This window comes from Bradyrhizobium sp. IC3195 (genome assembly GCF_020193585.1).
In the GTDB taxonomy this organism is placed as follows: Bacteria; Pseudomonadota; Alphaproteobacteria; order Rhizobiales; family Xanthobacteraceae; genus Bradyrhizobium; species Bradyrhizobium yuanmingense.
On record NZ_JADYVG010000026.1, the window covers coordinates 36,890 to 61,429 of the forward strand.

Annotated in this window: 24 protein-coding genes and 4 pseudogenes; 23 read left to right on the plus strand and 5 right to left on the minus strand. The window is 59.3% G+C overall.

Annotation, left to right across the window (positions count from 1 at the left end; all coding sequences use genetic code 11):
- Positions 1-11: 11 nt before the first annotated feature.
- From I6F09_RS32530 to I6F09_RS32540, 3 genes are all read left to right on the plus strand, one after another.
- Complete coding sequence (locus tag I6F09_RS32530) at positions 12-1,994, plus strand: conjugal transfer protein TraG (protein WP_225145005.1); 1,983 nt, start codon at positions 12-14, stop codon at positions 1,992-1,994.
- A gap of 7 nt (positions 1,995-2,001) precedes the next feature.
- A complete protein-coding gene (locus I6F09_RS32535; RefSeq protein ID WP_225145006.1) occupies positions 2,002-2,466 on the plus strand; it encodes a dolichyl-diphosphooligosaccharide--protein glycosyltransferase subunit 2 in 465 nt (154 codons plus the stop codon).
- 142 nt (positions 2,467-2,608) lie between these two features.
- On the plus strand, positions 2,609-3,232 hold the full coding sequence (locus I6F09_RS32540; RefSeq protein ID WP_225189856.1) for an NUDIX hydrolase N-terminal domain-containing protein: 624 nt from the start codon (positions 2,609-2,611) through the stop codon (positions 3,230-3,232).
- A 224-nt stretch (positions 3,233-3,456) separates the two neighbouring features.
- On the opposite strand, the gene I6F09_RS32545 is transcribed toward I6F09_RS32540, so the two are convergent.
- The 4 genes from I6F09_RS32545 to I6F09_RS32560 all read right to left on the minus strand — a co-directional run bounded on the left by I6F09_RS32545 (position 3,457) and on the right by I6F09_RS32560 (position 6,051).
- A complete protein-coding gene (locus I6F09_RS32545; RefSeq protein WP_225145008.1) occupies positions 3,457-3,888 on the minus strand; it encodes a LysR substrate-binding domain-containing protein in 432 nt (143 codons plus the stop codon).
- A 154-nt stretch (positions 3,889-4,042) separates the two neighbouring features.
- Positions 4,043-4,459, minus strand: coding sequence for a LysR family transcriptional regulator (locus I6F09_RS32550; RefSeq protein ID WP_225145009.1), 417 nt, complete (start codon positions 4,457-4,459; stop codon positions 4,043-4,045).
- 57 nt (positions 4,460-4,516) lie between these two features.
- Complete coding sequence (locus I6F09_RS32555) at positions 4,517-5,290, minus strand: enoyl-CoA hydratase/isomerase family protein (protein WP_225145010.1); 774 nt, start codon at positions 5,288-5,290, stop codon at positions 4,517-4,519.
- Between the two features lie 14 nt (positions 5,291-5,304).
- The gene (locus I6F09_RS32560) at positions 5,305-6,051 is read right to left on the minus strand and encodes a FadR/GntR family transcriptional regulator (RefSeq protein ID WP_225145011.1); all 747 of its coding nucleotides are present in this window, start codon (positions 6,049-6,051) and stop codon (positions 5,305-5,307) included.
- A gap of 125 nt (positions 6,052-6,176) precedes the next feature.
- On the opposite strand from I6F09_RS32560, the gene I6F09_RS32565 reads away from it, so the two are divergent.
- The 16 genes and pseudogenes from I6F09_RS32565 to I6F09_RS32640 form a co-directional block, all read left to right on the plus strand.
- Entirely contained in the window at positions 6,177-7,304 is a 1,128-nt protein-coding gene (locus tag I6F09_RS32565; protein ID WP_225145012.1) for an ABC transporter ATP-binding protein, read from the plus strand.
- Positions 7,301-8,356: an ABC transporter substrate-binding protein gene (locus tag I6F09_RS32570; protein ID WP_225145013.1), complete on the plus strand. Its 1,056-nt coding sequence runs from the start codon at positions 7,301-7,303 to the stop codon at positions 8,354-8,356. Before I6F09_RS32565 ends, I6F09_RS32570 begins: the two co-directional genes overlap by 4 nt.
- Before the next feature lie 43 nt (positions 8,357-8,399).
- Positions 8,400-9,179 (plus strand): enoyl-CoA hydratase-related protein, encoded by a 780-nt coding sequence (locus tag I6F09_RS32575; protein ID WP_225145014.1) that lies wholly within the window; start codon positions 8,400-8,402, stop codon positions 9,177-9,179.
- A 3-nt stretch (positions 9,180-9,182) separates the two neighbouring features.
- Positions 9,183-11,297: an acetate--CoA ligase family protein gene (locus tag I6F09_RS32580; RefSeq protein WP_225172857.1), complete on the plus strand. Its 2,115-nt coding sequence runs from the start codon at positions 9,183-9,185 to the stop codon at positions 11,295-11,297.
- On the plus strand, positions 11,294-12,136 hold the full coding sequence (locus I6F09_RS32585; protein WP_225145016.1) for an ABC transporter permease: 843 nt from the start codon (positions 11,294-11,296) through the stop codon (positions 12,134-12,136). Before I6F09_RS32580 ends, I6F09_RS32585 begins: the two co-directional genes overlap by 4 nt.
- Before the next feature lie 133 nt (positions 12,137-12,269).
- A complete protein-coding gene (locus I6F09_RS32590; RefSeq protein WP_225145017.1) occupies positions 12,270-12,971 on the plus strand; it encodes an ABC transporter permease in 702 nt (233 codons plus the stop codon).
- 150 nt (positions 12,972-13,121) lie between these two features.
- On the plus strand, positions 13,122-13,994 hold the full coding sequence (locus I6F09_RS32595) for a CoA ester lyase (RefSeq protein ID WP_225189857.1): 873 nt from the start codon (positions 13,122-13,124) through the stop codon (positions 13,992-13,994).
- Between the two features lie 441 nt (positions 13,995-14,435).
- A complete protein-coding gene (locus I6F09_RS32600; protein ID WP_141343522.1) occupies positions 14,436-14,897 on the plus strand; it encodes a transposase in 462 nt (153 codons plus the stop codon).
- The gene (gene tnpB, locus I6F09_RS32605) at positions 14,894-15,247 is read left to right on the plus strand and encodes an IS66 family insertion sequence element accessory protein TnpB (RefSeq protein ID WP_069279868.1); all 354 of its coding nucleotides are present in this window, start codon (positions 14,894-14,896) and stop codon (positions 15,245-15,247) included. The genes I6F09_RS32600 and tnpB overlap by 4 nt, the downstream gene beginning before the upstream one ends.
- A 50-nt stretch (positions 15,248-15,297) precedes the next feature.
- Positions 15,298-16,861, plus strand: a pseudogene (locus I6F09_RS32610) (IS66 family transposase).
- On the plus strand, positions 16,858-17,100 hold the full coding sequence (locus I6F09_RS32615) for a hypothetical protein (RefSeq protein WP_225145019.1): 243 nt from the start codon (positions 16,858-16,860) through the stop codon (positions 17,098-17,100). Before I6F09_RS32610 ends, I6F09_RS32615 begins: the two are co-directional and overlap by 4 nt.
- Entirely contained in the window at positions 17,097-17,474 is a 378-nt protein-coding gene (locus I6F09_RS32620; RefSeq protein WP_225145020.1) for a UPF0149 family protein, read from the plus strand. The genes I6F09_RS32615 and I6F09_RS32620 overlap by 4 nt, the downstream gene beginning before the upstream one ends.
- 887 nt (positions 17,475-18,361) lie before the next feature.
- A complete protein-coding gene (locus I6F09_RS32625) occupies positions 18,362-19,630 on the plus strand; it encodes a lysine 2,3-aminomutase (RefSeq protein ID WP_225145021.1) in 1,269 nt (422 codons plus the stop codon).
- A gap of 95 nt (positions 19,631-19,725) precedes the next feature.
- Positions 19,726-20,676 (plus strand): class I SAM-dependent methyltransferase, encoded by a 951-nt coding sequence (locus tag I6F09_RS32630; RefSeq protein WP_225145022.1) that lies wholly within the window; start codon positions 19,726-19,728, stop codon positions 20,674-20,676.
- A gap of 256 nt (positions 20,677-20,932) precedes the next feature.
- Entirely contained in the window at positions 20,933-21,706 is a 774-nt protein-coding gene (locus tag I6F09_RS32635) for an enoyl-CoA hydratase/isomerase family protein (protein WP_225145023.1), read from the plus strand.
- A 21-nt stretch (positions 21,707-21,727) separates the two neighbouring features.
- A pseudogene (locus tag I6F09_RS32640) lies at positions 21,728-21,820 on the plus strand (amino acid ABC transporter permease); the annotation flags it as partial.
- A gap of 347 nt (positions 21,821-22,167) precedes the next feature.
- Here the strand turns inward: I6F09_RS32640 and I6F09_RS32645 are convergent.
- Positions 22,168-22,251: pseudogene (locus tag I6F09_RS32645) on the minus strand (IclR family transcriptional regulator); the annotation flags it as partial.
- Positions 22,252-22,264: 13 nt separating this feature from the next.
- Here I6F09_RS32645 and I6F09_RS32650 point away from each other — a divergent pair.
- The 4 genes and pseudogenes from I6F09_RS32650 to I6F09_RS32665 form a co-directional block, all read left to right on the plus strand.
- Positions 22,265-22,417 (plus strand): annotated as a pseudogene (locus tag I6F09_RS32650) (phosphonate C-P lyase system protein PhnL); the annotation flags it as partial.
- Positions 22,418-22,926: 509 nt separating this feature from the next.
- Complete coding sequence (trbB, locus tag I6F09_RS32655) at positions 22,927-23,925, plus strand: P-type conjugative transfer ATPase TrbB (protein ID WP_225145024.1); 999 nt, start codon at positions 22,927-22,929, stop codon at positions 23,923-23,925.
- Positions 23,922-24,263, plus strand: coding sequence for a TrbC/VirB2 family protein (locus I6F09_RS32660; RefSeq protein WP_109141606.1), 342 nt, complete (start codon positions 23,922-23,924; stop codon positions 24,261-24,263). Before trbB ends, I6F09_RS32660 begins: the two co-directional genes overlap by 4 nt.
- The gene (locus I6F09_RS32665) at positions 24,263-24,538 is read left to right on the plus strand and encodes a VirB3 family type IV secretion system protein (RefSeq protein ID WP_225130570.1); all 276 of its coding nucleotides are present in this window, start codon (positions 24,263-24,265) and stop codon (positions 24,536-24,538) included. The genes I6F09_RS32660 and I6F09_RS32665 overlap by 1 nt, the downstream gene beginning before the upstream one ends.
- Positions 24,539-24,540: the final 2 nt, after the last annotated feature.

A 24,540-nucleotide genomic window follows, 5' to 3' on the forward strand; every position in this document is an offset into this window, starting at 1 on the left:
GGGCCGCCGCCATGTCCGCGACCAAGATTCTCTGGGGGCAGGTCATCACGGTCTTCGCAATCGTCGTGCTGATGATCTGGGCCGCGACGGAGTGGACGGCCTGGCGGCTTGGCTTCCAGCCCCAGCTCGGGCAGCCCTGGTTCGAACTGCTCCATTTTCCGTTCTATCTCCCGCCGGCCTTCTTCTGGTGGTGGTACGCTTACGATGCCTATGCGCCCTCAATCTTCACCGAGGGCGCCTACATCGCGGCATCCGGCGGCATCATCGCCGCAGCCGTTGCGATCGGCATGTCGGTCTGGCGCGCTCGTGAAGCGAAGAATGCTGAGACCTACGGGTCTGCGCGCTGGGCTGAGGCAAAGGAGATCGAGCAGGCTGGCCTGCTCGGCCCCGACGGCGTCGTGCTCGGCCTATTTGAGCGCACCTATCTTCGCCATGATGGGCCGGAGCATGTCCTGTGCTTTGCTCCCACAAGATCGGGCAAGGGCGTCGGCCTGGTCATCCCGTCCCTCCTGACTTGGCCGGGCTCGGCGATCGTTCACGACATCAAAGGCGAGAACTGGCAGCTCACTGCCGGCTTCCGCGGCCAGCACGGTCGCGTCCTTCTGTTCGATCCGACCAATGCAAAGTCGTCGGCCTATAACCCGTTGCTCGAGGTCCGCCGCGGCGAGTGGGAGGTGCGCGACGTCCAGAATATCGCCGACATCCTGGTCGACCCCGAGGGTAGTCTCGAGAAGCGGAACCATTGGGAGAAGACAAGTCACGCCCTGCTCGTCGGTGCCATTCTCCACGTGCTCTACGCGGAGGAAGACAAGACGCTTGCCGGTGTTGCTGCGTTCCTGTCCGATCCAAAGCGGCCGATCGAGACGACGCTTGCCGCAATGATGCGGACCGCGCATCTCGGTGAGGCCGGTGTCCATCCCGTTGTCGCGTCCGCCGCGCGCGAGCTGCTGAATAAGTCCGGCAACGAACGCTCCGGTGTCTTGAGCACCGCGATGTCGTTTCTGGGCCTCTACCGCGATCCGGTGGTGGCGGAGGTGACGCGACGTTGCGACTGGCGGATCACCGACATCGTCGGCGGAGAGCGAGCGACCACACTTTACCTTGTCGTGCCGCCATCGGATATCAACCGCACCAAGCCGCTGATCCGCCTGATCCTCAATCAGATCGGCCGTCGCTTGACCGAGGATCTGCAGGCTAAGGGGGGCCGGCGCCGGCTCCTCTTGATGCTCGACGAGTTTCCGGCGCTCGGCCGGCTCGACTTCTTCGAGTCAGCGTTGGCCTTCATGGCGGGTTACGGCATCAAGAGCTTCTTGATCGCCCAGTCCCTGAACCAGATCGAGAAAGCCTATGGGCCCAACAACTCCATTCTCGACAACTGTCACGTCCGGGTCAGCTTCGCGACCAACGACGAACGGACTGCGAAGCGGGTGAGCGACGCCCTCGGCATGGCGACCGAGATGAAAGCGATGAAGAACTATGCCGGCAGCCGGCTGGCGCCCTGGCTCGGTCATCTGATGGTGTCGCGGTCAGAGACCGCCCGTCCGCTGCTGACGCCCGGCGAGATGATGCAGTTGCCACCATCCGATGAGATCGTGATGATGTCGGGCCTCCATCCGATCCGCGCCAGGAAGGCGCGCTATTACGAGGACGGGCGCTTGCAGGAGCGCATCCTGGCGCCGCCGGCGCTGACCAAGGCCAAGAACAGGCGGCCAGACGATTGGAGCTCGCGGCCTCTGCCGCCGCGCCCAATGGCATTGCAGGCATCGACCGACGACCCGACGGATGACGAAGACCCCAAGACCGCGGATCGGCGGCGGCATCCGGAATTGGATTGCGATACCGCGGAAAAGAAGGAACCGCTCGACAACGAGTTCGCGTCTGACGTGGCCGACGAGTTCGATGAAGATCCCCCGCGGATCAGGCGCATGAACGACATGATGCGGGGCGTCGCGCGCCAAGCCTCGCTCGATCCTGGCGATGATCTCGGATTGTGAGGCAAGCATGACCGCAGCGAAGAAGAAGGCGCAGATGTCGGTCTATCTCGATCCTGATGTCATGAAGGCGCTGTCGGCCTATGCCGCCCGGCGCGAGCAATCGCTCTCGCTCATCGCCGAAGCCGCCATTGCGTCCTTCCTGTCGCCAGATGCTGACGAGCGGCGGGAGGCCGCAGTTACCAAGCGCCTCGACCAAATCGATCGCCGGGTCGCGCGTCTTGAGCGGGATGTCGGGATTTCGGTCGAGACCGTCGCTCTCTTCATCCGCTTTTGGCTTGCGACAACACCGCCACTCCCCGAACCGGCTGCAAAAGCGGCCAAGGCGCAGGGGGGCGCGCGGTGGGACAATTTCGTTGCGGTGCTCGGCCGCCGGCTCAGTCAAGGGCCGAAGCTGCGGCAGGAGATCCCGGATGACATGGATGGCATTCAGCCCTCTGCTCGTCATGAACGAGCAGAGTCAGACGGCAAATAAGAATTCAAGTAGCGCCAGCTATGCTCTAATCCATTCGCTCGCGGATTGTTGAGTGCTTGCTCGTACTGATCCACGTCCTGGGCCATACTAGATTATGGACTTGGGGACCGTCGCACAGATAGTCACTCAGCAGAGGTCTGAAATGGAACCCCAATGGCTTACCTACGCAAAACGTCTCCAGGCGATTGCTTCGACTGGTCTGCATTTCTCAAAGGACCCATACGATCGGGAACGGTTCGACGAAATCGCCACCATCGCCAATGAGATGCTGGCGACTCTTGGTCATGTTCCGATCGAAAGGATCGAAGCTCTCGTTTCCGACTTCGCTCGCGGTTACGCCACACCCAGGGTCGACGTGCGAGGAGCAATCATTGAGGATGATGCGATCTTGCTTGTGCGTGAGCGAAGCGACAGCCGCTGGACGCTCCCAGGCGGCTTCGCCGACGTCGGACGATCTGTTGCGCAGAACATCGAGAAAGAGATGCTCGAAGAAGCTGGCTTGCGATTTACTGCACGGCGTCTTTACGCCGTTCGATACAAGGGCGAGCGGTTCTTATTCGGCAGATGTCCGGGATTTCTACAAGATGTTCTCCTTTGCGATCGCGTCGGCTGCGGCGAACCTGCCTCTGGTGGAGAGACGAGCGAAGTGGGGTTCTTCCGGCGCAATGAACTGCCACCCCTATCACATGCAAGGGTGCTAGAAAGCGATATCGAAGCTGCATTTGCGTTCTCGGCCGATGCGCATAGGCCTGCCGTGTTTGACTGATGAGCGGCTCGTGTATGCCAAGTAGCCGATTTACAGCTCCTGCATCTTCTGTTGGACAACGGTAAACCGGATTAACTGAAACTCTTGCCGTCGCACCCGAAAACCTGCCGAGCAATTGACCCCTTCTCTGGGTCGGCCTCATCTACCCTGCAGCGGAAAGGAAACAGGGCGCGCACTTTTCCATCCGGCTAATAGCTCGTCTGGTAAGGCTCGGCGGATGCTGATCAGCCTATCCCAGTAGCAGCGGAAAGATCCGGATAGCGTTCACGAAGCAGATCAAGAAATGGCCGCAGCGATGGATCGCTGTTGGCATGCCGCCAGTACGCGCGGAAGCTCATTCGTGTCGGACCGTCGGCATCGCGAACCTCTCGGAAGGAAGCACCTGGATAAGCAGCGCCGGTCGCACCTTCAAGGGCCAGCAAGACACCCCAGCCTGCGCCGACCAAGGTGAGCAGTCGCTCGAGCGCCACATCATGGCGAAGCACTGGACATGGATCGGAGCCTCCCATTTTGCTGACAAGCAGCTTGTGGAATTCCGGTCCCGGGCCATGCTGTGACAACAAGAGCGTCTCGCCCCTCAACTCGCTCCAATGAACTACTTTGCGGGCCGTCAGCGGCTGGTCTTCGGGGAGAGCGAGGACGACGCTCCAGACCAATAAGGACTTGTCGTTCCACTTTGGATTCGGTTCCGCTACGAAGCGATATCAATGGTCGAACTGATGAGATCGGAGATCAGTTGGTCTCTCGCTCCATCGACGAGATGCGTATCGACATCGGGAAGCGGCGTCGATGGTCGAGGAGAGTAGCCCGCTAATTGCCGGCGGAGATAGAAGCGTGGATGCCAATGATCAATCGACCGCATTCGCCGCGCGATTGGATCTTGAGTTGAGCCGTCAGTGCTTCCGTATCGCCCACGATGCGCCGGGCAGCATCGAGGAATTCTTGACCGTCCATGGTTGGTCGCGTGCCACCGCTAATGCTCTCGAAGAGCTTGCTGCCTAACGTGTGTTCGAGACTTCGCAGGCAGCGACTGAGCGTTGATTGCCTAATTCTGAGCGTCTCTGCCGCCTGACGAAGGCTCCGATCCTGGAATGCGGCGGTCGCCCAGCGCAGGTCTCGAAATTCGGTCGAACCGTTATGGCTGTCTGCGTACAGATCGATACATTTTACGAATTGTGCGCGTCTTGCCTCCGCAATTAACGCGAAGCACATCGCAGGCACGACCATTGCGAGCCCAGCACGATGTGCTGGGCTCGCAGTCGAGCCGGCGCAGCGAATCACCATTCAATTTCCGACAAATTTCGGCGGCCGGCTTACTGTGAACGCCTGGGCCCCTTCAGACGCATCTTGTGTGCTCATAAGGAACCGATTGAACATCTGCTCTATCCGGAGCCCCGTTGCCAAGTCGACGTCCCTGCTCCGAAGGGCAAGTTCCTTTGACGCCTGCACAGCGAGCGGCGCGTTGCGAGCAATCCGATGTGCATATTCCAGCGCTGCAGGCATCAATTCATCGGGCGCAACAACCTTGTTGATGATTCCCCAACCTCTCGCCGTCTCTGCATCAACATCGTCGCCGGTCAGGAGTAGTTCCATCGCGAGCGGATACGGCAAATTCATCAACGTCCGTTGTGTGCCGCCATTGCCTGCGATGATCCCTCTCTTGATCTCTGGTAAGCCGAAGCGTGCGTGAGAGGCGGCAATGCGAATGTCGGTTGCAAAAAGGAGCGTCATTCCACCTCCCAAGCACCACCCATTCACGGCTGCGATGATCGGTTTCCAAACCTCCAACCCTCGATTGAGAAGCTGCTCCGTTTGTGTCAGCCACATTTCGCTTGCGCTTGGCGGGTTCGGTATGAACTCCTTCAGATCTGCGCCTGCGCAGAATGATTTTGTGCCTGCACCAGTGACGATGGCCGCACGAATATTTGCGTTGTCCCGCACCTCTATCCACGCCGCGGAAAGCGATTGATAATGCTCTTGATTCAGCGCGTTGAGGCGATCGGGACGGTTGATGGTTACCGTCGCTATCCCATCGTCGATGGTAAGATCAATGCTCATGTCTAGCCTTCTGTCTAGTCTTCGAGTGAGATGTTGGCTGGCGCATGAGGCGCGATCTGCTTCGAATAGGCGACCACATGTCGTTCCATACGCCTGCGTGCGGCCGCTGCGTCTTGGCGCAAGATTGCATCCATTACGCGCCGATGCGCTTTGGCCACCGCGACCCGCGATTCAGCCGTATTGAATTCATCGATGTCGGTTGCTGCGTGCATGACGTCTGAAATCGCGAGCATGAATCCGATCAACAGGTCGTTGTGGCTCGCCTGCATTACAGCTAAGTGCCACTTTGTGTTGGCCTTGAGATACCGGCTTACATCATCCAAGGATGACTCCAATTCCAGGCATGCGCGCTCCATACGCTCAAGGTCGTCATCGGTACGGTGGATCGCTGCTAGGCTCGCGCCGTTTGGTTCGAGCGCTTCTCGAGTTTCAATAATCGCTTGAAAGGGGAGCCGGCGGCCGCGAATCAGGAGTTGAATCGGGCGGGTCATGATCGCCGGCCCAGGCTTCTGCACAACGGCCCCGCCGTTTCGCCCGGGTCGCGTCGTGATGAGATCGTCTGCTTCTAGCAGGCTAAGCGCCTCGCGAACCGAGGTGCGACTAATCCCAGTCTTTTCTACAAGCTCGCGCTCGGAAGGAAGAGGGTCACCCTCTCGCAGTTCGTCATTCAAGATTTTCTCGCGCAACATGGCTGCGAGGACGCCGGACTTCTTCGGCGTCTGAATGACATCGATGTCCAGGGTGGGCTTATCTGGCTTCATTGCGGTCTTACCTCGCGTCGAACAATTGGTCCAACAATTTGCTTGACGGACCGTTACCATAGGTCCTACATTTAGGCCAGAGAAATTCGATTGGTTTATTGGCATCACCTGAATCGCCGAGTTCGATGACGATGTACGCAGAACGATCAGGGACGAACGATCGCGGCAGGCTTGAGATTCGCGACGTGAGCAAGCGCTTCGGTAATCTAGAAGTCGTGCGTTCGACGTCACTCTCGATTGAGCCGGGGCAGTTCGTGACTTTGCTTGGACCGAGCGGCTCAGGAAAAACTACCCTGCTCAAAATGATTGCGGGATTCGAACAACCCTCTACAGGGGCAATACTGATAGGTAACCGCGAGGTCACAGGTCTAGCCCCGCAAAAGCGCAACGTCGGTTTCGTATTCCAGCAATACGCGCTGTTCCCGCACCTTACAGTCGCTGGCAATCTGGCCTACCCACTTCAAATGCGCGGGATGCGAAAGCGCGAGATTGAAGTCGCGGTTAAAGAAGCGCTTGAGATGGTGCGGCTCTCGCACTTGGCAACTCGACGACCTTCGGATCTCTCCGGTGGTCAACAACAGCGCGTCGCGCTTGCTCGGGCCGTGATATTCCGTCCGCCGGTGCTGCTGATGGACGAGTCGCTTGCGGCGCTTGATAAGCGGCTACGTGAGGAAATGCAGCTTGAGATCCGCAATCTTCAACGCGAGCTGAAGATTACCACGATCGCTGTCACTCACGACCAAACCGAAGCACTCGTGATGTCGGACGTGATCGTCGTTATTAACGATGGGGTAGTTCAACAGACTGGCAATCCCGCGGACCTCTACTACCGACCCCAAAATGAATTTGTTGCGGGCTTCCTCGGTGAATCCAACGTCCTCAAAGGGCGCGTCGAAGTGGATGCGGGCCGAGCTGAGCTGGTGTTGGGCTCAGGACTGCGAGTCCAGATGGATGAGCCCTCCTCAGTTAGCTCGGGTGCATCTGTCACCTGCCTCGTTCGCCCTGAGGCCATCGACCTATTCCCGCCTACAGCAGATGCATCTCGTGAACTGCGAGGCCGAGTCCTTCAGCGCATCTTCTGCGGCGACACGTTCCGAGTGACTCTGCAATTGTCGGACGGCACCCGTCTTTTATCGAAGCCGATCGGCGGCAATTCTCGATGGCTGCCCGAGCCGGGCGAAGACGCTCGAGTTTCCTGGCATCCCTCCGAGTTAGTGCTCATCTCCCCAGTGCCGAAAGGAAGCCACCCATGACAATCGAAAGCCGCATGACCACGCGCCGTCGCTTCGTTGCCACGATGGCGACCGCTTCCGCCGCGCTAGCTCTTCCTGCGATACGGGCGCGCGCGCAGAGCAGCAAGGAGCTTGTCTTTGCAGGCTTCGGTGGCGCTTATCAAGAAGGGCAAGTCAAGGCGCTGTTCGAGCCATTTGAGAAGGAGACCGGCATCCGTATCGTTGCGACAACAGGCGTTGAACTAGCGCGCCTGAAAGCGCAGGTGGGCTCCCGCAATGTCGAATGGGATCTGATCTCGCTGCCAGATCGCCTGCGCTACACGGCTCTGCTCGATGGGCTTCTTGAGAAGTTGGACTACAGCAGATTTTCAGCCGCGGATCTGCTTCCCCAGACGGTGACCGACTACTGCTGTGGCTGCGTCACGTTCGCTGCGCAACTTGCCTACAATAGTGAGGTATTCAGCGCTCAGTCCGTCCCTACTACGTGGAGTGACGTGTGGGACACGGACAAGTTCAAGGGGCGCCGCGGCATGCTCTCTTCGGTCACTTATTTACTGGAGTTCGCACTCCTGGCGGACGGCGTTCCGAAAGAAAAGCTCTATCCGCTCGACGTCGAAAGAGCTCTCAAAAGCTTGGAAAAATTTAAGCGAACCGCCGTCTGGTGGACCCAGTTCCCACAGGTCGAGCAGATGCTTCTTTCGCGCGAGATTGTAATGACGCCATGGACCCGAGGTGTCACATCCCAACTCGCGGGCAAGCCTATTCGCGTTTCGTACGAAGGGGCCGCAATCTCATACGAGGGCTGGGTCATTCCAAAAGGATCGAAGAACTACGACCAGGCGATGCGCTTTATCGAGTTCGCGATTCGCCCCGACCGTCAGGCTGAGCTCACAAAGTACATCGCATACGGACCAACAAATCGTAAGGCGCTTCCACTAGTAGCGCCTTCGATCCTCGATTTGCTGCCGTCCGCACCGAAAAACTTTGAAGCGGGATTCCTCTTTAACGGTGAGTGGTGGGGGCCGAACCTGGCTCGTGTCACGGAGCAGTTTAACGAATGGCGACTGAGCTAATCGACTTAGGGGCCGCGAAACCTTAAAGGCAATGAGTGATTCTATGGAAAAGGTCGTCTTCGAACGTCGTGGTCAAGTGGCCATCCTAACCATCAACCGCCCGGCTGCAATGAATGCCTATGATGCAGAGGTGGTCGCCTCCATGGGCGAATACTTTGGTGAATTCGATCGAGACCCAGAACTGAAAGTGTGTATCCTCACCGGTGCCGGAGAAAAGTCCTTTTGTGCTGGCGCTGATCTGAAAAGCCTGCACGGGGCAAATTTTGGCGGTGGCGTCGCGGAACTTTGGGACGATGATCGATCGTATCGGCTCGGACAGGCCATCCAAGTTCGCAAGCCGGTAATTGCTGCCATTAACGGGTATTGTCTGGCTGGCGGCCTCGAGCTCGCATTGGCGTGCGATCTACGCATTGCCTCGACACAGGCGTCATTCGGGTGTCCCGAAGTGAAGCGAGCTGTCCTGCATGGGTATGGGGCAATGAGACTCGTGCAGACGATTCCGTTCGCCGTCGCGATGGAAATGTTGCTCACAGGCAAGCACATTAATGCGCAGCGCGCATATGAAACCGGGCTCATTAGCCAAGTTGTTGCGCCTGACGAGCTATTGCCGACAGCTTTGCAGCTCGCCGGGTCTATCGCCGAGAATGCTCCGATGGCGGTCAAGATCACCAAGGAACTTGGCTGGCGAGGTTTGCACGAACATCCGCAAGAATTTATGCGCTTTGTTGCCGCCGGATTGGCATTGATGCATGCGAGTGAAGACGCCAAGGAGGGCCCTCTCGCCTTTGCCGAAAAGCGTCAGCCCGTTTGGAAGGGGCGCTGACACATGAGCGCTCCGGTTGAATCGTTGGCCGACAGTTTTCTGCGGCCGCGCTCCATCGCGATGATTGGCGCTACTGCGGCCGTACACAAAGCTGGCGGACGGCGCTGGCGGAGTGCCCTGACTGCACGCGGCGACCGAGCTATCTACCCGATTCATCCCTCCGCCGATCAACTCGATGGAAAGCGCGCTTACCGAACTCTAAAGGAACTGCCGGATGCGGTAGATCTGGCGGTCGTGATGGTGCCGTCTGAATTCGTGGCCAACGTCGTCGGCGAATGTGCGGCCGCGAATGCGAAGGCCGTCATCGTTGTCTCGGCTGGTTTCGGCGAGACCGGTGAGGCGGGGCGCGTCGCAGAGCGTGAGATGGTAGCCACCCTGCGCGATCGCGGTATCCGCATGCTGGGACCCAACAGTGCTGGCGTTTTTAGCGCTGCTGGCGGGGTGAACACGCTCGGTTGGGAGATTCCAAGCGGTCATATCGGTCTGATTACCCAAAGCGGGAATATTGCGCTCAGCTTTACGCGCTATGCGCACGCGCGTCAGGTCGGCTTCTCCAGCATTCTTGCCGTGGGGAATAGCGCTGATCTCACCATCTCAGAGCTGGTTGAGGTTCTGTTGTTGGACGACGAGACGAATGTCATCTTGATCTATTGTGAAGGCTTCGCGCCCAATGACGGGCGCAGGTTGATAGACGTTCTGTCGCGTTCGGCAATCCGAAAGCCGGTTGTTATTCTCAAACCTGGCGGATCGGAAGAGGGGCGCCGGGCAGTCCAGTCTCACACCGGATCGCTGGCCGGTGATGACATCATTGCTGACTCCGCCCTCCGCGCGGCCGGGGTGTATCGAGCCCAAGAAATCGATGAGGCGTTTGATGTCGCCCTGGCTTTCTCAATTGGGAAGAGGCTTCGAAGCAACGCGGTTGCGATCCTGTCTGATGGCGGCGGCCATGCGACCATGGTGGCCGATACTGCTGGGCGCCTAGGGCTTACGCTTGCTAGCTTTTCGCCTAGCACCCATGAAAAGCTGAAGACTCTGTTGCCGGTGCGCAGCGGCATCGGAAATCCAGTCGACTTCGCTGGCGTGGCTGAATCGAACCCCGAAAGCATCCCAGGGGTGCTGCAAGCATGTCTCGAAGATCCGGCTGTGAGTGGTGTCATCTTTGCCGGTCACTTCGGCGGCTACCACTTGATGGCGCCTGGTGGCGAATTGTTGAGTGGAGTGAAGTCTGCTGAATCGGCTGCAGCTGAGCGCATTGGTCAGCTTGCCACTGCCTCGGGTAAACCCGTATTGATCCACAGCGATCATGCAGACAGCCATCCGAGTACTTTGCGCCCCCTGCATCTTGCAGGCGTACCTGTCTATGGAAAGCTTGAGTCTTCGGCAAAAGGCATGGCTGCATTGATGCAGCGCAAAACCTTGTCGGCTCTTGTTGAGGTGCAAGCGCATGCTGATGCCCATGAAGACGTCGTGGACGCGGTGCTGCTTGAAGATGAATGCCGTCGGATCCTGAGCGAAGCAGGCATAGCAATGCCGCCCTCGTGGGTTGTACGCAGCTCTGCAGAAGCACGCCAAGTGATGTCAAAGGCTGGTGTGCCAGTGGCAATGAAATTAGTGTCGTCGCGAGCAATTCATAAGTCGGATGTTGGTGGAGTATTGCTTAGTATAGCTACCGATGAAGACGCAGCGGTAGCGTATACGAAACTCGAAGGTATCGCGGCCCGGCTGGGGGAGGAGAATCCCAAGGCCTTAGTCACTCCTATGATAGGGAAGGGGATCGAATGCTTTATCGGGGCGAAGATCGACCCGCAGTTCGGGCCCGCAATCTTCTTCGGTGCGGGCGGCGTGTGGATCGAAATCATGAAGGATGTGAATTGCAGGCTAGCGCCTATGACCGCCGTGGAATCGGCCGCAATCGTAAACGCGTCCCGCATCTCGCCCCTCTTGTCCGGCTTCCGAGGTGGCGACAAAGTGGCGCAACAAGCGCTCGTGGAGCTAATTGAGAAGGTGTCTCGATTCTGCTGGGATCGAAGAAATGATCTGATTGAGCTCGACCTCAACCCTGTCATCGTGAATTCGGAGGGGGCACACATCGTCGACGCGCGTATGGTGACTGCATGAGCCGCTATCTCGGCAGCTACGGTGCCACTGCCGCGCTGATGGCTCTTCCAGCAGCATTCCTTGGCGTGTTCTTCCTGCTCCCGATTGCTGGAAGTATCGCCCAAAGTGTCGGATCGACGGCTCTCGATTTTTCGCATTACCGTCGTCTAGTGGAAGTTCCTCTATACCGTTCGGTATTTCTGAGAACATTCGAGGTGGCGCTCATCGTTTGTGCGATTTGTCTGATCGTCGGATACCTGTGTGCGTACTTCATCGCCTCACTGGACTCGAAGTGGCGCACGATTGCGATCGGCCTGATCTCATTTCCGTTCATGTTGTCTGTCTTGGTGAGGAACTATGTGTGGATGCTCATCCTGCAGGATACAGGATTGATCAACCGGCTCCTGGTAGATAGCGGTTTGATTTTTCAACCACTTGAGCTCATGTACAACCGCTTTGCGGTGGTTGTCGCGATGGTGAACATGCTCTTGCCGTATGCCATATTGCCTATCTTGAGCTCGCTCTTGGCAATACCGCGGGAACTGAAAACAGCTTCTTCTAGCCTGGGCGCGAGCGAAATGCGGACCTTCATTCGCGTGACGCTGCCGCTCACTGTTCCGGGCGCCGCGGTGGCCGTGCTTCTGACGTTCATCATGGGCCTAGGTTTCTACATCACGCCTGCAATGCTCGGTGGGACACGGGAGATGATGGTAGCAAACCTCATCGCATTCAACGTCAAGGAAGTGCTGAATTGGTCGCTTGCATTTGCATTGTCGACGAGCCTACTCGCCTCGACGCTGATTCTATACATGATCTATCGCGCGCTCTTACCCGAAGCGACAGTGTTGAAGGCAGTCTGAATACCACGGTTTCGAGACCATTTCCGGCATGTCTCAATATCGCCCCCAAAGCACTGGAATGCGGATCCTCCTTGCGCTCGCTGGAGTTGGCACAATTCTGTTCCTTCTCCTTCCGGTATTCGCTGTGATTCCAATGTCGTTCAACGACTCGACTCGTTTTGAGATCGTTCCTTCCCATCCATCGCTGACTCAGTACCGTCTGTTCTTTTCCGACGCGAGATGGATGGAATCGTTCTGGCTCTCGGTAAAGGTTGCCTCGATAGTCATGATCAACGCGACCGTGCTCGGGACGTTGGCGGCGATGGGGATTAGGCGTTTGCCCGCACGCCTGCGCGGGATTGCTGAGGCCGTGTTCATGTCGCCTCAGATTGTTCCTTCGGTGGTGATCGCGGCGTCTGCGTATTTCATATTTGTTGAACTCGGGATGGTTGGCACCGTTACAGGCATAGCGGTGATGCACACTGTAGTCGCCTTGCCGTTTGTCGTTGTCATGATGGGAAGCCGCTTACAAACGCTGAGCCCCGACCTGGCGCAGGCATCCGCCAATTTGGGAGCGCAGCCTTGGCAGACGTTCTGGCGTGTAACGCTGCCGCAAATCAGTACCGCTCTGGTTGGTAGCGCGTTACTGGCCTTCCATGTGTCTTTTGATGAAGTGATCTTGTCGTTCTTCCTAAGTGGTGCGCGCAACAAGACGCTGCCGGTGCGGCTCTGGGACGGCATCTTGTTCGAAGTCACACCCATACTCCCGGCAATCTCGACTGTGGTGTTGATCGTCCCAGTGATGGGCGTATTGATATTGTTTCTGTTTCGGCGTTGGCGGGCGATTAGCGGCTGAGACATTGACAATCACGCCGCGCAGCAGAACTCGCGCCGTGGGAGCGGGAATGGGCTTGTCGCCGCGGTACTCGGAAAGAAGAAGTTATCGCTAGATCCTGTTCGGGGTTCACCGCGATGACGTCTAAGGATGATGCGTAAGAGCCGTCTAATGCGTTCGATGCTGTTTGTGCCGGGGGATTCTCCGCGAAAATTCGAGAAGGCGAGCGAAGGCAAGGCCGACGCGCTGATCATCGATCTCGAGGATTCCGTCGTCACCGAGAAGAAAAAAGAGGCGCGCAAGCTGACGTTGGCGATGGTCACGGGTAGGCGCGGCCTGCACCAACTCTATGTCCGGGTCAACGCGCTCGACACCGGGATGACACTTGCCGATCTCGCCGCTGTCATGCCAGGCAAGCCCGACGGCATCGTGCTACCGAAGTCGCAGGGCGGCGACGACGTCCGGCGGATTGCCTCTTGGCTCGAAGCGCTGGAGGCTGCGGCCGGCATCACGGTCGGCGCAACCCGCATCGTCTGCGTGGCTACCGAGACCGCCGGCTCGATCTTCGGTCTCGGCAGCTACAACGGCTGCTCTCCGCGCCTCACCGGCCTGAAGTGGGGTGCGGAGGATCTGTCAGCTTCGCTCGGCGCTACCGAAAGGGCCAGCGGCGGCGTGTTCCACAGCCCCTATCGTCTGGCGCGCGATCTCTGCCTGATGGCGGCGGCCGCGGCCGAGGTTGCCGCGATCGATACCGTCTTTACTGACATCGATAATCTTGCAGGGCTCGAGCAGGAGACGCGCGCGGCGCGGCGGGACGGCTTTTCGGCCAAGGCGCTGATCCACCCCAAGCATGTCGACGTCGTCAATGCGGCGTTCGAGCCGACGGAGGCTGAACGTACCTGGGCGCAGAAGGTGATCGCGGCGTTCGCAAGCAATCCGAACTCCGGCACGCTGCGTCTCGACGGCATGATGATCGACAAGCCGCATCTTCGCGCCGCGAAGAAGATGCTCGGTCAGCCCTATCAGGACGCCGCGCCGCTATGATCGTTCGCCAAGCCACAAACGTGCTGGAGATCGAGAAATTCTTCGCGCAAAGTAGGAAACCGGCACGCTTGCCGAGATCACCGATTATTTGGGCTGGCCAGCTTCGGCCTGGCACTCCATGAGGGCGAGACGCGGCTGATCGAGTGTGGCCGGTTCGCGGCCCTCTTGCGTGAGCGGCGCGGCGAACGGCGACCCGAAACCTTTGCCGTTCTCGGCGTCATCCATTACTGCGGGCTGACCTGGGACGGCCCGTTCATCGTGAATCACAAGACGGAAGGGGAACGCCTGACGCGCAAGCTGAGGGCGTTGTGCTTGAGCTTGGCGGCTTATGCACTCGCCACTAGCCACACAGCACGGTAACCGGCATGAGGGCCTCACCTCGCAGTGACGAAGCTTGTCTGCGATACAGGCTGGCAAGAGCTGATCGGTGGAGGTGGCGCGATGGCAAATGCCATGCTTGATGCCAGGCAGGAAGGTGACTCTTATCGCCGCGTTGAGGTGATCACTGGGGAGCGCCGGCGGCGACGGTGGACGAGCGAGGAGAAGGCCCGGATCGCGGCAGAGAGCTTTGAGGAGGGGGCGAACATCTCCGAGGTGGCGCGGCGCAATGGCGTTTCTCGCGGACTGCTCACGGTGTGGCGCCGCCAGGTAGCGGCGGCGCTGGCCGGCAAAGCCCAGAACTTCGTGCCTATCCAAATTGGCGCCGAGAGCGATGGCGGGAGGGTTGGCAAGTCCGAGTGTATTTCGCCGGTACAGACGAAGCCCGTGGAGATTGCCACGCCGCCGGCCAAGGTCTGTGGAGTGGTCGAGATCGAGGTGAACGGGGCGCGCATCCGGGTCGAGCCGGGGGTGGAACTGGCGACGCTTTCGGTGGTGCTATCGGCGCTTCGAGGGATCCGGTGATTGCTCTACGGTCAGACCTCAAGGTGGTGCTGGCGGCCCAGCCGGTCGACTTTCGTAAGTCGGTGCATACGCTGTCGGCGCTGGTGAGCGAAGCACTGCGCGCGAACCCATATTGCGGCGACGTCTTCGTGTTCCGCAGCAAGCGCATGGACAGAGTGAAGCTTCTGGCGTGGGACGGCAGCGGCATGGTGTTGGTAACGAAGTGGTTGCACCAGGGGCGTTTCACCTGGCCGCCGATCCGCGACGGCGTTGTGCATCTCAGTGCGACGCAGCTTGCGATGCTACTCGACGGGCTCGAGTGGACGCGTGTGTCGCCCAAGCCTGTGAAGCAGCCGGCCATTGTCGGCTGAGAAGTGAGGATTTCACTGGAGCATGGGTCGCACGGATGTATCGTCTGGTCATGGCGATTCGCCCCGACACTCTCCCGACCGATCCGGCAGCTCTGACCGAGATGGTGCTCGCGCTTGACGCTGAGAACGAGACGCTGCGCGTAGCAATGCAAACGTTCAAGGACATGATCTTCGGGAAGCGCTCGGAGCGGCTTGCCGCGCTCGTGGCCGAGCAGCTCGCGCTTGAGCTTGGCGATCTTGAGACCGACGTCACGCCGCCTGCAGCTGCCAACGACGATGCAGCTGCGGCAAAGCCGCCCGGCAAGCCACTGCGGAAGAAGGCGCGCCGCAACATCGGCGCGCTTCCAAAGCACCTGCCGCGCTGTGAGCATGTGCTGGAGCCGGAGGCGACCGCATGCCCGTGTTGCAAGGGCCAGCTTCACAAGATCGGCGAGGACGTCAGCGAGGTGCTGGACATCATCCCGGCGATCCTGCGGGTGCTGCGGACGGTCCGTCCCAAGTACGGCTGCCGCCGCTGCACCGATGGTGTGATCCAGGCGAAGGTGCTGCCGCGCCTGATCGAGAGCGGCATGGCTTCGACCGCACTCGTGAGCCACGTGGTAGTCTCGAAGTTCGCCTGGTATCTGCCGCTGTACCGACAGGTGCAAATTCTGGCCGGCCAGGGTGTCCATCTCGACCGGGCGACGCTTGCCGGCTGGGTGAAGCGTGCGGCCTGGTGGCTCAGGAGCCTCTATGCGCTTCAGCTGCGCACGATCCAGACCGCGCCGCGCCTGTTCTGCGACGAGACGCCGATGCCGGTGCTCGATCCCGGACGACATCGCCCGCGCATCTGCCAGTTCTGGGCGCATGCCATGGATGACCGGCCATGGGGCGGTCCCTCGCCGCCGGCGGTGGCCTACGTGTTCGCCGACGGCCGCGGCACGGCGGAGATCGCCAGACAGTTGATGGGCTTTTCCGGCATTCTGCAGGTCGACGGTTATGCCGCCTACAAAGCGCTCGCCCGCGATCATGGCGGCGCGATCCAACTCGCCTTTTGTGTCGCCCACGCCCGCCGCAAATTCGTCGAGGTGTATAAGAAGACCCAGTCGGCGTTCGCGCGCGAAGTGATCGAGCGCCTGCAGGCGGTCTATGCCATCGAAGCAGAGATCCGTGGCAGCAGCTGCCGAGCAGCGGCTGGCCACCCGCGGCACCAGGTCCGCTCCATTGATGGAGGCGCTCAGGACGCGCCTGACCGCAATGGTCGGCCAGCTCTTCTCCCAATCGAAGCTGGCGGAGGCAATCAACTACGCACTCAATCACTGGGACGGGTTGACGCTGTTTCTCCGCGACGGCCGTGTCGAAGTTGACAGCAACACAGTCGAGCGTTCCATGCGCCCGATTGCGATGGGAAGACGCAACTCATTGTTCAGCGGCAGCGAAGGCGGCGCCGAGAGCTGGGCGATCCTGGCGTCGCTCGTGAACACGGCAAAACTCCATGAGCTCGACCCGCAGGCCTACCTGACCGATGTGCTGGAGCGCATCGTGTCTGGGCGAACCAAGAGCCATCAGCTGCACGAGCTGCTCGCCTGGAACTGGAAGGCGGCGCGCCGGCACACACCGCAGGCGGCGGCATGAGCCCACGTCGCCATAAGGCAGCATCGTCGATGGCGTCAGCCGCGATGTCGCTTGCGGAGCTCGAGCGATGGCTCCAGGATCGCGTCGATCGCCATCCTGCCGCCACCAGCATTCCCATGCTCGACGGCTATACCGCCGCGATCGTGGCCGGACCGGTGTCGATGAGCCCGCTCGATTGGATCTGCCCGCTGCTCGCGATCGATGCCGACGCTTTCAACCATGGCGGCACGCCGGAGTGATCTCCGCCGTCGCGCTGCCCCACAACGACATCAGCAACACCCTCTCGACTGCCCCCGATCGGTTCGAGCCGATGCACCGGCGCGACCCCAGCGGCAACATCGATGCGCATCCCTGGTGCCAGGGTTTCTATGCTGCGATGCGGCTCAGACTGTCGGCGTGGGCGCCGTTGCTCGACGTCAACAACGTCAATCACGGCCTGCTGCTCCCCATCCTGCTGCATTGTCGCGACGATCAGGCCCGTCCGCTGCTCGGACCGCCACGAAGCGGTCGCAAAACCGAGGATTTCCTCCGTAACGCCTACCTCGATATCCCAGCCGTCGTCGAGGCGCTGCGCCAGCACTGGATGCCCATTCGCTACGCCCGCGACCGCTAATCATCGCGGACGTGGGAGCTCATACCGGTTACACAGCACGAATGGTTCGTCGCCGCTCGCCGTTGCCACTACGGCTACTATGGCCGCACAACTCTCCTTCGCTCAGCGGCTTCTACCGGGGAGTGCGTCGGACCTGGTTGCGTGGTGTGAGACGGCGCAGCCAGAAAAGCTGGCGCATGGCCGGCCGGAGTTCGACGCCTTGAGGACCGCGTTCGCCTGCCAACTCCACGCATTAATCGCACATGTGCGCAGGTGTGGATATGACGCGGGCTCCGCGGGAAGATCCGGAGTGCGGGAAAGCGGCCCGCCCGGATCTGTGAGGGCGAAGCCAACTGGCCGATCTACTCGTCTGTGATCTTATGCCAGCGCAAGAAACGTGCATTCTCCCTCTGGTCCTTCGCGCGCATCACACGTTCACGACGGAATTGGTCAAGCGACGCTAGAGCCGTCACATAAAATTTGGTGAGCTTTGCGCGAGACGTGTTTGGCGCGATCCGTTCAAGCCGTTTATGTTCCATACCCGACATAAAGGTGCAAGTCTTCGCTGGCGCAGCGAAACACGCCCCTGGTTCCTAGGGCAAGGCTCGCGCGATGTCTTTGGCACGCCGATTGCTGAGACAGCAGTAGAAGCGGAGTGTTCGTTCATGGACTGGCAATTGGCTGATGCAGGACTCGTGAACTTTCGTACAACGTTGAGGCAACGACCGGTACTTCAAGGCAAGCCCTTCCGACCTAATCGGACGGGTGGAGCATAAGGCTGAGTTTTCTGGGCTCGAGCCGTTGAGCAGCGGATCTTGAGGCCTCTTCACCTTACGACCGAGCTTAGCTGGTAGCAGGGCCTAGCTGTTGCTCGTGCGCGAGGCTGCTTCGGTCAGATGGCGGGTTCTATGAACGAAAAAGAGGGCGCTATGTCGAATACTATCAAATGCAAGGTCGGAAGGGGCACGCGTTTAGATGACAAGCGGACAACCGCGAGTACGCCGTCGCAATTTCACGGTATCGACCCTATCTCGATCCCAACCCTTGGCAGACGAGAACAATCAGCAGCCGCTCATCTGCCTGCACCACCCACCTACTCGGATCCGCGCCCCCACGCTGCGGTGATGAATTTCATCGAGGAAACGCGAGTCGTTAGCGAAAGCGAACTGCAAGCCAACAGCATAACGCGTTATCAGGTGACAAAGTTCTACCGTGAGCAGATCACCAACAGTGGCTACTATGACCAGCTGAAGTACATCGTGGAGCCCTCACTCAAGGAGTTCGACAGTCCTGGCCATCTGGATACCAGCGGTGAGCATGAAAACACGATTGTGCCCGGATTCCAGCATAAGTATGCCCAAACCGGGTTGTTGCTGGTAACGGATCGTTGCGCTTCATATTGCCGATATTGCCTTCGCAAACGCATCGTCGGCAAGGACTCCGATGAAATAGCGACTGATTTCGACCAAATTGCGCAATATATTGCCAGCCATCCCGAGATGACGAACGTGCTGCTATCGGGAGGCGATGCATTCATGCTCGGCACGGCCAAGCTGGACAAAATACTTGATCATCTGCTGCCAATTCCACATCTGACTTCGATTCGATTTGGCACGAAAGCATTAGCCTATCAACCCAAGCGATTCGAGGATCCTGCTCTACCGAGATTGTTCCAACGGATCCATGAAGCGGGTAAGGCCGCAGTGATTGTCACGCACTTCGATCACATCGGCGAAATATCTGTCGATGCGGAGCGGAACATTCGCTCCTTGCGTGCACAGGGTGTGCAGTTACTGAACCAAACGGTGCTTCTCGCAAAAGTCAATGATGATCCTGAGATCTTGGCTGCCACCTTCGCTAAGTGCCACCAAATGGGTGTTCGCCCCTATTATCTCTTTCAGGCCAGGCCGGTGAGGGGCGCGTCGCATTTTCAGGTTTCGCTACGCCGCGGAATCGAGATTGCACGCAAGATCAACCAACGTCTCAGCGGCATCCAAAAAACATTCAAATACGCCATGTCGCACTACACGGGAAAGATCGAGATCCTCGATCTTGGAGCCGATGGCCGATTGTATATGCGTTATCATCAAAGCAAGGCTCCAGAAAAGATCGGAACGATCTTTTCTCGGCTGCACCGTGAAGGCGCCTGTTGGTTAGACGAGTTGCCCGAAGGATGAGATTGAAGGGCGCGCCGGAATGCTGCGTGCTTAGCCAGTACTGTGGCGCTTCTATCGCTCTAGTCACCGGCGGTTGATCACCATGGAGAACTACGATGTTTTCAAATAGCCTAGATTTTCGCCTCGCCGAGTTGAAAAAGTTAAACCCAATCGCCTTTAAGGCCATCGAGCCCACAATAGTTGGAGAATCATCCGCCTTTACCAACCTGGCCAATCTCTCGCGCAATGAGTTTACGTCGGAAGGGCGTGGGTTGGACTACCTTGATAGCATCCAACTGTCGCTGCTGGCACGATCGGAGGGTGTGATGGATCTTCTGGATAAGATGCACCCCGATGGTCGCGACGGACTTTGTTCATCATTGATCATCTGCGATCTTCTCGCTGGCGACGGATACGTGAACAAGGTAGCCCAACAACTCTTGGGTACGGCGCGCTGCCCGACGTTCATCAATTCTGATATATCTCAGTTCATGGTCGACCGTTGCATCCGCGACGGCCTATTTGCGACGTGGCAAAGCGCGACCGATCCGTTCTGGATTAGAGACGCATCGGTGGATGGTGTGCTGATGGCTTACGGCACACATCACATCCCGCGTGCTCAGCGCGCCACCGCGGTCCAGGCGGCCGCGCGAATTCTCCGGCCCGGTGGTATCCTTGTTCTTCATGACTTCGAGGAGGGCTCCCCCACTGCCCGCTGGTTCGCTGACGTGGTGTCTCGTTATTCGGTGACACCGCATGACTATCCTCATTTTACCGCGGGCGAGGTGCTCGATTTGTTCGCCGTAGCGCAGTTCGATGAGGTAACGGTGCAGCGCATCACGGACCCGTTCGTCTTCCACGGAAGGGACGAGCAGAGCGTTCTCCAGTCGCTAGCCGAATACGTTGTAAAGATGTACGGGCTAGAGAAGCTTCGACCCCATACGCAGCGCGTACTCGCGCTTCTTGATGAGTGTTTCGGGCTCGTCGTGACACGAAACCCTCGCGGTGAGTTCGAAGCGCGCGTCTCGCGCAATGCCTTGGTTGGGAGGGGGCGACGTGTGGTCTGATCAGGGGCCTGCTTCTGCTTACCCTCCCATATCGCGTTGTCTGCATGTGAGCGCGAATTTGCGGCAACAGATGTCACGAATTTCAATACGATAGAGCAGTGAAGCGCGGTCTCTCGCATTCATCGAAAAATCGTCCGAGACGTTGAAAGTGGTGATCCGGATGCGCCCGCCAGGCGGATGAGTCGAGATGTACTAGCGTACGCGAGTGGAGTCTCAATCTGCGTCCCGAAAGATCTGCCTCTCCAGGAAATGAATCATGAGCATTGATTTTGAGCTGCGTAATAGCATTGCGATCATCACCATTAATCGCCCGACGCGCATGAATGCTCTCGATCGCTCGCACTATAGCGAACTATCATCGGCTTGGACGCAAGTTCGAGACGATCGCAATATTCGGGCCGCCATCATCACGGGAGCGGGTTGCAAGGCATTTTGCGCTGGTGCCGATCTGAAGGATGAAATCCCGAACCCCCCAGGCCCCGCCGAGATGTGGCGAACGCAGCGCGAACCACTACTCAACCGCGGGCTTGAAATCTGGAAGCCAGTTGTCGCGGCAGTTAATGGGTGGTGTCTTGGTGGTGGAATGACGTTGCTGCTTGCAACGGATATTCGTGTCGCTGCTGAACACGCGCAGTTTGGTGTACCCGAAGTGAAGCGAGGTATCATCGCGGGTAATGGAGGAACTCAACGCTTGCTTGCACAACTTCCTTATCCGATAGCGATGCAGATGTTACTCGCCGGGGATTCGATTGGTGCCGCGGTCGCCGAAAGATGGGGTTTGGTGAATTTAGTCGTGCCTGCGGATCAGGTGTTTCAAAAAGCCTGGGAGCAAGCCGAACGCTTGGCCCGTAACCCACCCTTGGCAGTGCAAGCATCTAAAGAGTTGTCACTCAGGGGGCGGGATGTCGATTTGGCAACCGGACTCAGGTTAGAACAAATGTTCAACCGTTTCCTCATGACGACAGCTGACGCAGCGGAAGGAGCACGCGCGTTTGTTGAAAAGAGAGAAGCGACGTTCATAGGCTCATAATCGAAGCCGAACCAACTTACTCTCGGCTTGCGGCGGCTGGGCATTGTGATGGATGCAGTCCCATCGGGCATACCGGCACTTTCACCCTGTGTTGATGCATACATGGCAGAAATTTTGGGTCCGGCCTTGCGAAATCGGCCGCGGTCAATGGGAGGTGTCCCGATGGGAACATGTTCATTGGCATGCTGGGGACAGCTTGCTCGTCTCGGTCCTCGGCGTGTGGGAGTTGTGTTCCTTGTTTGTACAATTTGCCAGCCTACCCTCCAGCACAAGAATTTTCCAGAATGGGCAGCTTGCCGGCAGACTCACAACCTACGGAAACTCATTGCCCTTTTCTACCTCATTCCAAACCGAATTCCCTTGACGTCAGCCTTCGGAGGACAACGGTCACGTCATGAGGAGGCGCCTAGAGTCTTTGTCCTCAAGTTTCGTCGAGCGTTGATCAAGCTCCGCTAAGCTGAGCTGACTCGCGCCACGGGCTCCAATACGCCAAGGCAGGCTATCAGCTCTCGCCCCGGAGAAACGATGGGAACGGCGCAGTCCACCCGCTCTCTCGGGTATCCGATTCTACTGCTGGACGAGCCTACGGAATCCCTTGACGCTGCGAACAGCGCGACTGTGGTGGACCTAATCAGTGAAGCGAAGGACGGGGGAGCTGCTATCGTCGGGATTTTCCACGACGAGGAAGTCCGGGAAACCGTTTCAGATTGACTATTCGAGGTAGGCAGAATGAGCTCTATGCCTAGGCCTAGCTAGGCCTAGCGCTCCATCGGGAGCAGTCACCTAATGTTACTCGCGACAACGCTTCGGCCGCGCCTGCGGTGTTTCGGGATCTACGGGGGACGCTCGCCGCGTCGCAGCATCGAAGGTCGCACGAGATTGGCATCACCGGCCCTCAGGGTCTGGAGCGAGCGGTCGTCGAGACCACGGCGCAGCCCAAGGCCGTTGCGGATCCCTACCTATCGATAGGGCTAGACCTTTCGCGGTCTCGACCACCGAAATTCGGTCAGATGCTTGGTGTCCGTCGTCGGCTGCGATTCCAACAAGGGTGTTAGTGCGACCTGCCACCGGGTCTAGCCCTCTCTAAAGCAAGTATTTTTTCGCCGCTCCACGCCTGCTCCCTACGACAGCTGAATACTTGTTGAACTAACCCATTTCCTGCCTTTTCTATCCATCCCCGTTGCTGATCGCTTGCCGCGGTTGGCTTTCGGGGGACGGTCGTGGCGGGCACACCAATCAATTCGGCAGCGTTCTCGCGTGGCGCACGCATGCTGCGCACCGCGCTTGGCCCTGCGATCGCGACATTCCTCGAAGACCCGGCGATCGTCGAGGTAATGCTCAACCCCGATGGACGGCTTTGGATCGACCGGCTGTCCGGCGGGCTGGAGGATAGCGGCCGGACGATGTCCGCCGCCGACGGCGAGCGGATCGTGCGCTTGGTCGCGCACCATGTCGGCGCTGAGGTGCATGCCGAGAGGCCGCGCGTGTCGGCCGAGCTTCCCGAGACGGGGGAGAGGTTCGAGGGACTCCTGCCGCCCGTCGTTGCGGCGCCGGCCTTTGCGATCCGCAAGCCCGCCGTCGCTGTCTTCACGTTGGACGACTATGCGGCTGCCGGCATCATGACGGCGGGACAAGCGGGCGTGCTCCGCGAAGCCGTCGCCGCCCGCAAGAACATCCTGGTCGCTGGCGGCACCTCGACCGGCAAGACAACGCTGACGAACGCGCTGCTGGCCGAGATCGCCGGGACCACCGATCGCGTGGTCCTGATCGAGGATACGCGTGAGCTGCAATGCCGCGCCCCAAATCTGGTTGCGCTGCGCACGAAGGACGGTGTCGCGTCGCTGTCCGATCTCGTTCGCTCCTCCTTGCGTCTGCGCCCCGACCGCATTCCGGTCGGCGAGGTCCGAGGCAGCGAGGCCCTGGAGCTCCTCAAAGCCTGGGGCACGGGTCACCCCGGTGGAGTCGGAACGATACACGCCGGCACGGCGCTGGGCGCGCTTCGCCGCCTCGAGCAGCTCATCCAGGAAGCCGTCCTTACCGTTCCCAAGGCGCTGATCGCCGAGACGATCGATCTCGTCGCGGTGCTGCGCGGCCGTGGCAGCGAACGCCGCCTCGCCGAACTCGCCCTCGTCGCCGGTCTTGATCCCGCCACTGGCGATTACCGCGTCCAATCGGCCGGAGCGGGCGGCCAATCCTCGCTTCCCAAGGACCCATCATGATTCAGTTCCCTCCCGCGATCCGTGACGTTCGCCGCCGCTTCACCGAGCTCGCGGCAATTGCCTTCATCTCCATCGCTTTTGCCCCCGCGGCTTACGCCTCCGGCTCCTCGATGCCGTGGGAGACGCCGCTCAATCAGATACTGGAGTCGGTGCAAGGTCCGGTCGCCAAGATCATGTCGGTCATCATCATCACCGTGACCGGCCTGACGCTCGCCTTCGGCGATACCTCCGGCGGCTTCCGCCGGCTGATCCAGATCGTCTTCGGCCTATCGATCGCCTTCGCCGCGTCGAGCTTTTTCCTGACCTTTTTCAGCTTCTCCGGCGGAGCCTTGGTGTAATGGCCGCGATCGTCGATCCGGAGGTGCCAGGCTTCTTCGCGCCGGTCCATCGCGCGCTCACCGACCCGATCCTGATGGGCGGTGCGCCCCGGACGGTTGCGATCGCCAACGGCACGTTGGCGGCCGCAATCGCGCTCGGCCTCCACCTCTGGATTCCCGGAGCGCTGATTTGGGCTGCGGGTCATGCCGCAGCCGTCTGGGCGGCCAAGCGCGACCCGCAGTTCGTGGACGTCGTTCGACGCCACCTCCGCTATCCATCCTATCTCGGCGCGTGAGG

Coding starts and splice junctions, on each gene's coding strand:
- I6F09_RS32555 (WP_225145010.1), bottom strand. CDS start 5,290: ATGAGCATTGATCTTACCATCGACGATGGGATAGCGACGGTAACCATC.
- I6F09_RS32660 (WP_109141606.1), top strand. CDS start 23,922: ATGATTCAGTTCCCTCCCGCGATCCGTGACGTTCGCCGCCGCTTCACC.
- I6F09_RS32595 (WP_225189857.1), top strand. CDS start 13,122: ATGCGTTCGATGCTGTTTGTGCCGGGGGATTCTCCGCGAAAATTCGAG.
- I6F09_RS32665 (WP_225130570.1), top strand. CDS start 24,263: ATGGCCGCGATCGTCGATCCGGAGGTGCCAGGCTTCTTCGCGCCGGTC.
- I6F09_RS32575 (WP_225145014.1), top strand. CDS start 8,400: ATGGAAAAGGTCGTCTTCGAACGTCGTGGTCAAGTGGCCATCCTAACC.
- I6F09_RS32585 (WP_225145016.1), top strand. CDS start 11,294: ATGAGCCGCTATCTCGGCAGCTACGGTGCCACTGCCGCGCTGATGGCT.
- I6F09_RS32560 (WP_225145011.1), bottom strand. CDS start 6,051: ATGAAGCCAGATAAGCCCACCCTGGACATCGATGTCATTCAGACGCCG.
- I6F09_RS32530 (WP_225145005.1), top strand. CDS start 12: ATGTCCGCGACCAAGATTCTCTGGGGGCAGGTCATCACGGTCTTCGCA.
- I6F09_RS32635 (WP_225145023.1), top strand. CDS start 20,933: ATGAGCATTGATTTTGAGCTGCGTAATAGCATTGCGATCATCACCATT.
- I6F09_RS32630 (WP_225145022.1), top strand. CDS start 19,726: ATGTTTTCAAATAGCCTAGATTTTCGCCTCGCCGAGTTGAAAAAGTTA.
- I6F09_RS32580 (WP_225172857.1), top strand. CDS start 9,183: ATGAGCGCTCCGGTTGAATCGTTGGCCGACAGTTTTCTGCGGCCGCGC.
- I6F09_RS32600 (WP_141343522.1), top strand. CDS start 14,436: ATGGCAAATGCCATGCTTGATGCCAGGCAGGAAGGTGACTCTTATCGC.
- I6F09_RS32570 (WP_225145013.1), top strand. CDS start 7,301: ATGACAATCGAAAGCCGCATGACCACGCGCCGTCGCTTCGTTGCCACG.
- I6F09_RS32565 (WP_225145012.1), top strand. CDS start 6,177: ATGACGATGTACGCAGAACGATCAGGGACGAACGATCGCGGCAGGCTT.
- I6F09_RS32625 (WP_225145021.1), top strand. CDS start 18,362: ATGAACGAAAAAGAGGGCGCTATGTCGAATACTATCAAATGCAAGGTC.
- I6F09_RS32540 (WP_225189856.1), top strand. CDS start 2,609: ATGGAACCCCAATGGCTTACCTACGCAAAACGTCTCCAGGCGATTGCT.
- I6F09_RS32550 (WP_225145009.1), bottom strand. CDS start 4,459: ATGGTCGTGCCTGCGATGTGCTTCGCGTTAATTGCGGAGGCAAGACGC.
- I6F09_RS32535 (WP_225145006.1), top strand. CDS start 2,002: ATGACCGCAGCGAAGAAGAAGGCGCAGATGTCGGTCTATCTCGATCCT.
- I6F09_RS32590 (WP_225145017.1), top strand. CDS start 12,270: ATGTCGTTCAACGACTCGACTCGTTTTGAGATCGTTCCTTCCCATCCA.
- I6F09_RS32615 (WP_225145019.1), top strand. CDS start 16,858: ATGAGCCCACGTCGCCATAAGGCAGCATCGTCGATGGCGTCAGCCGCG.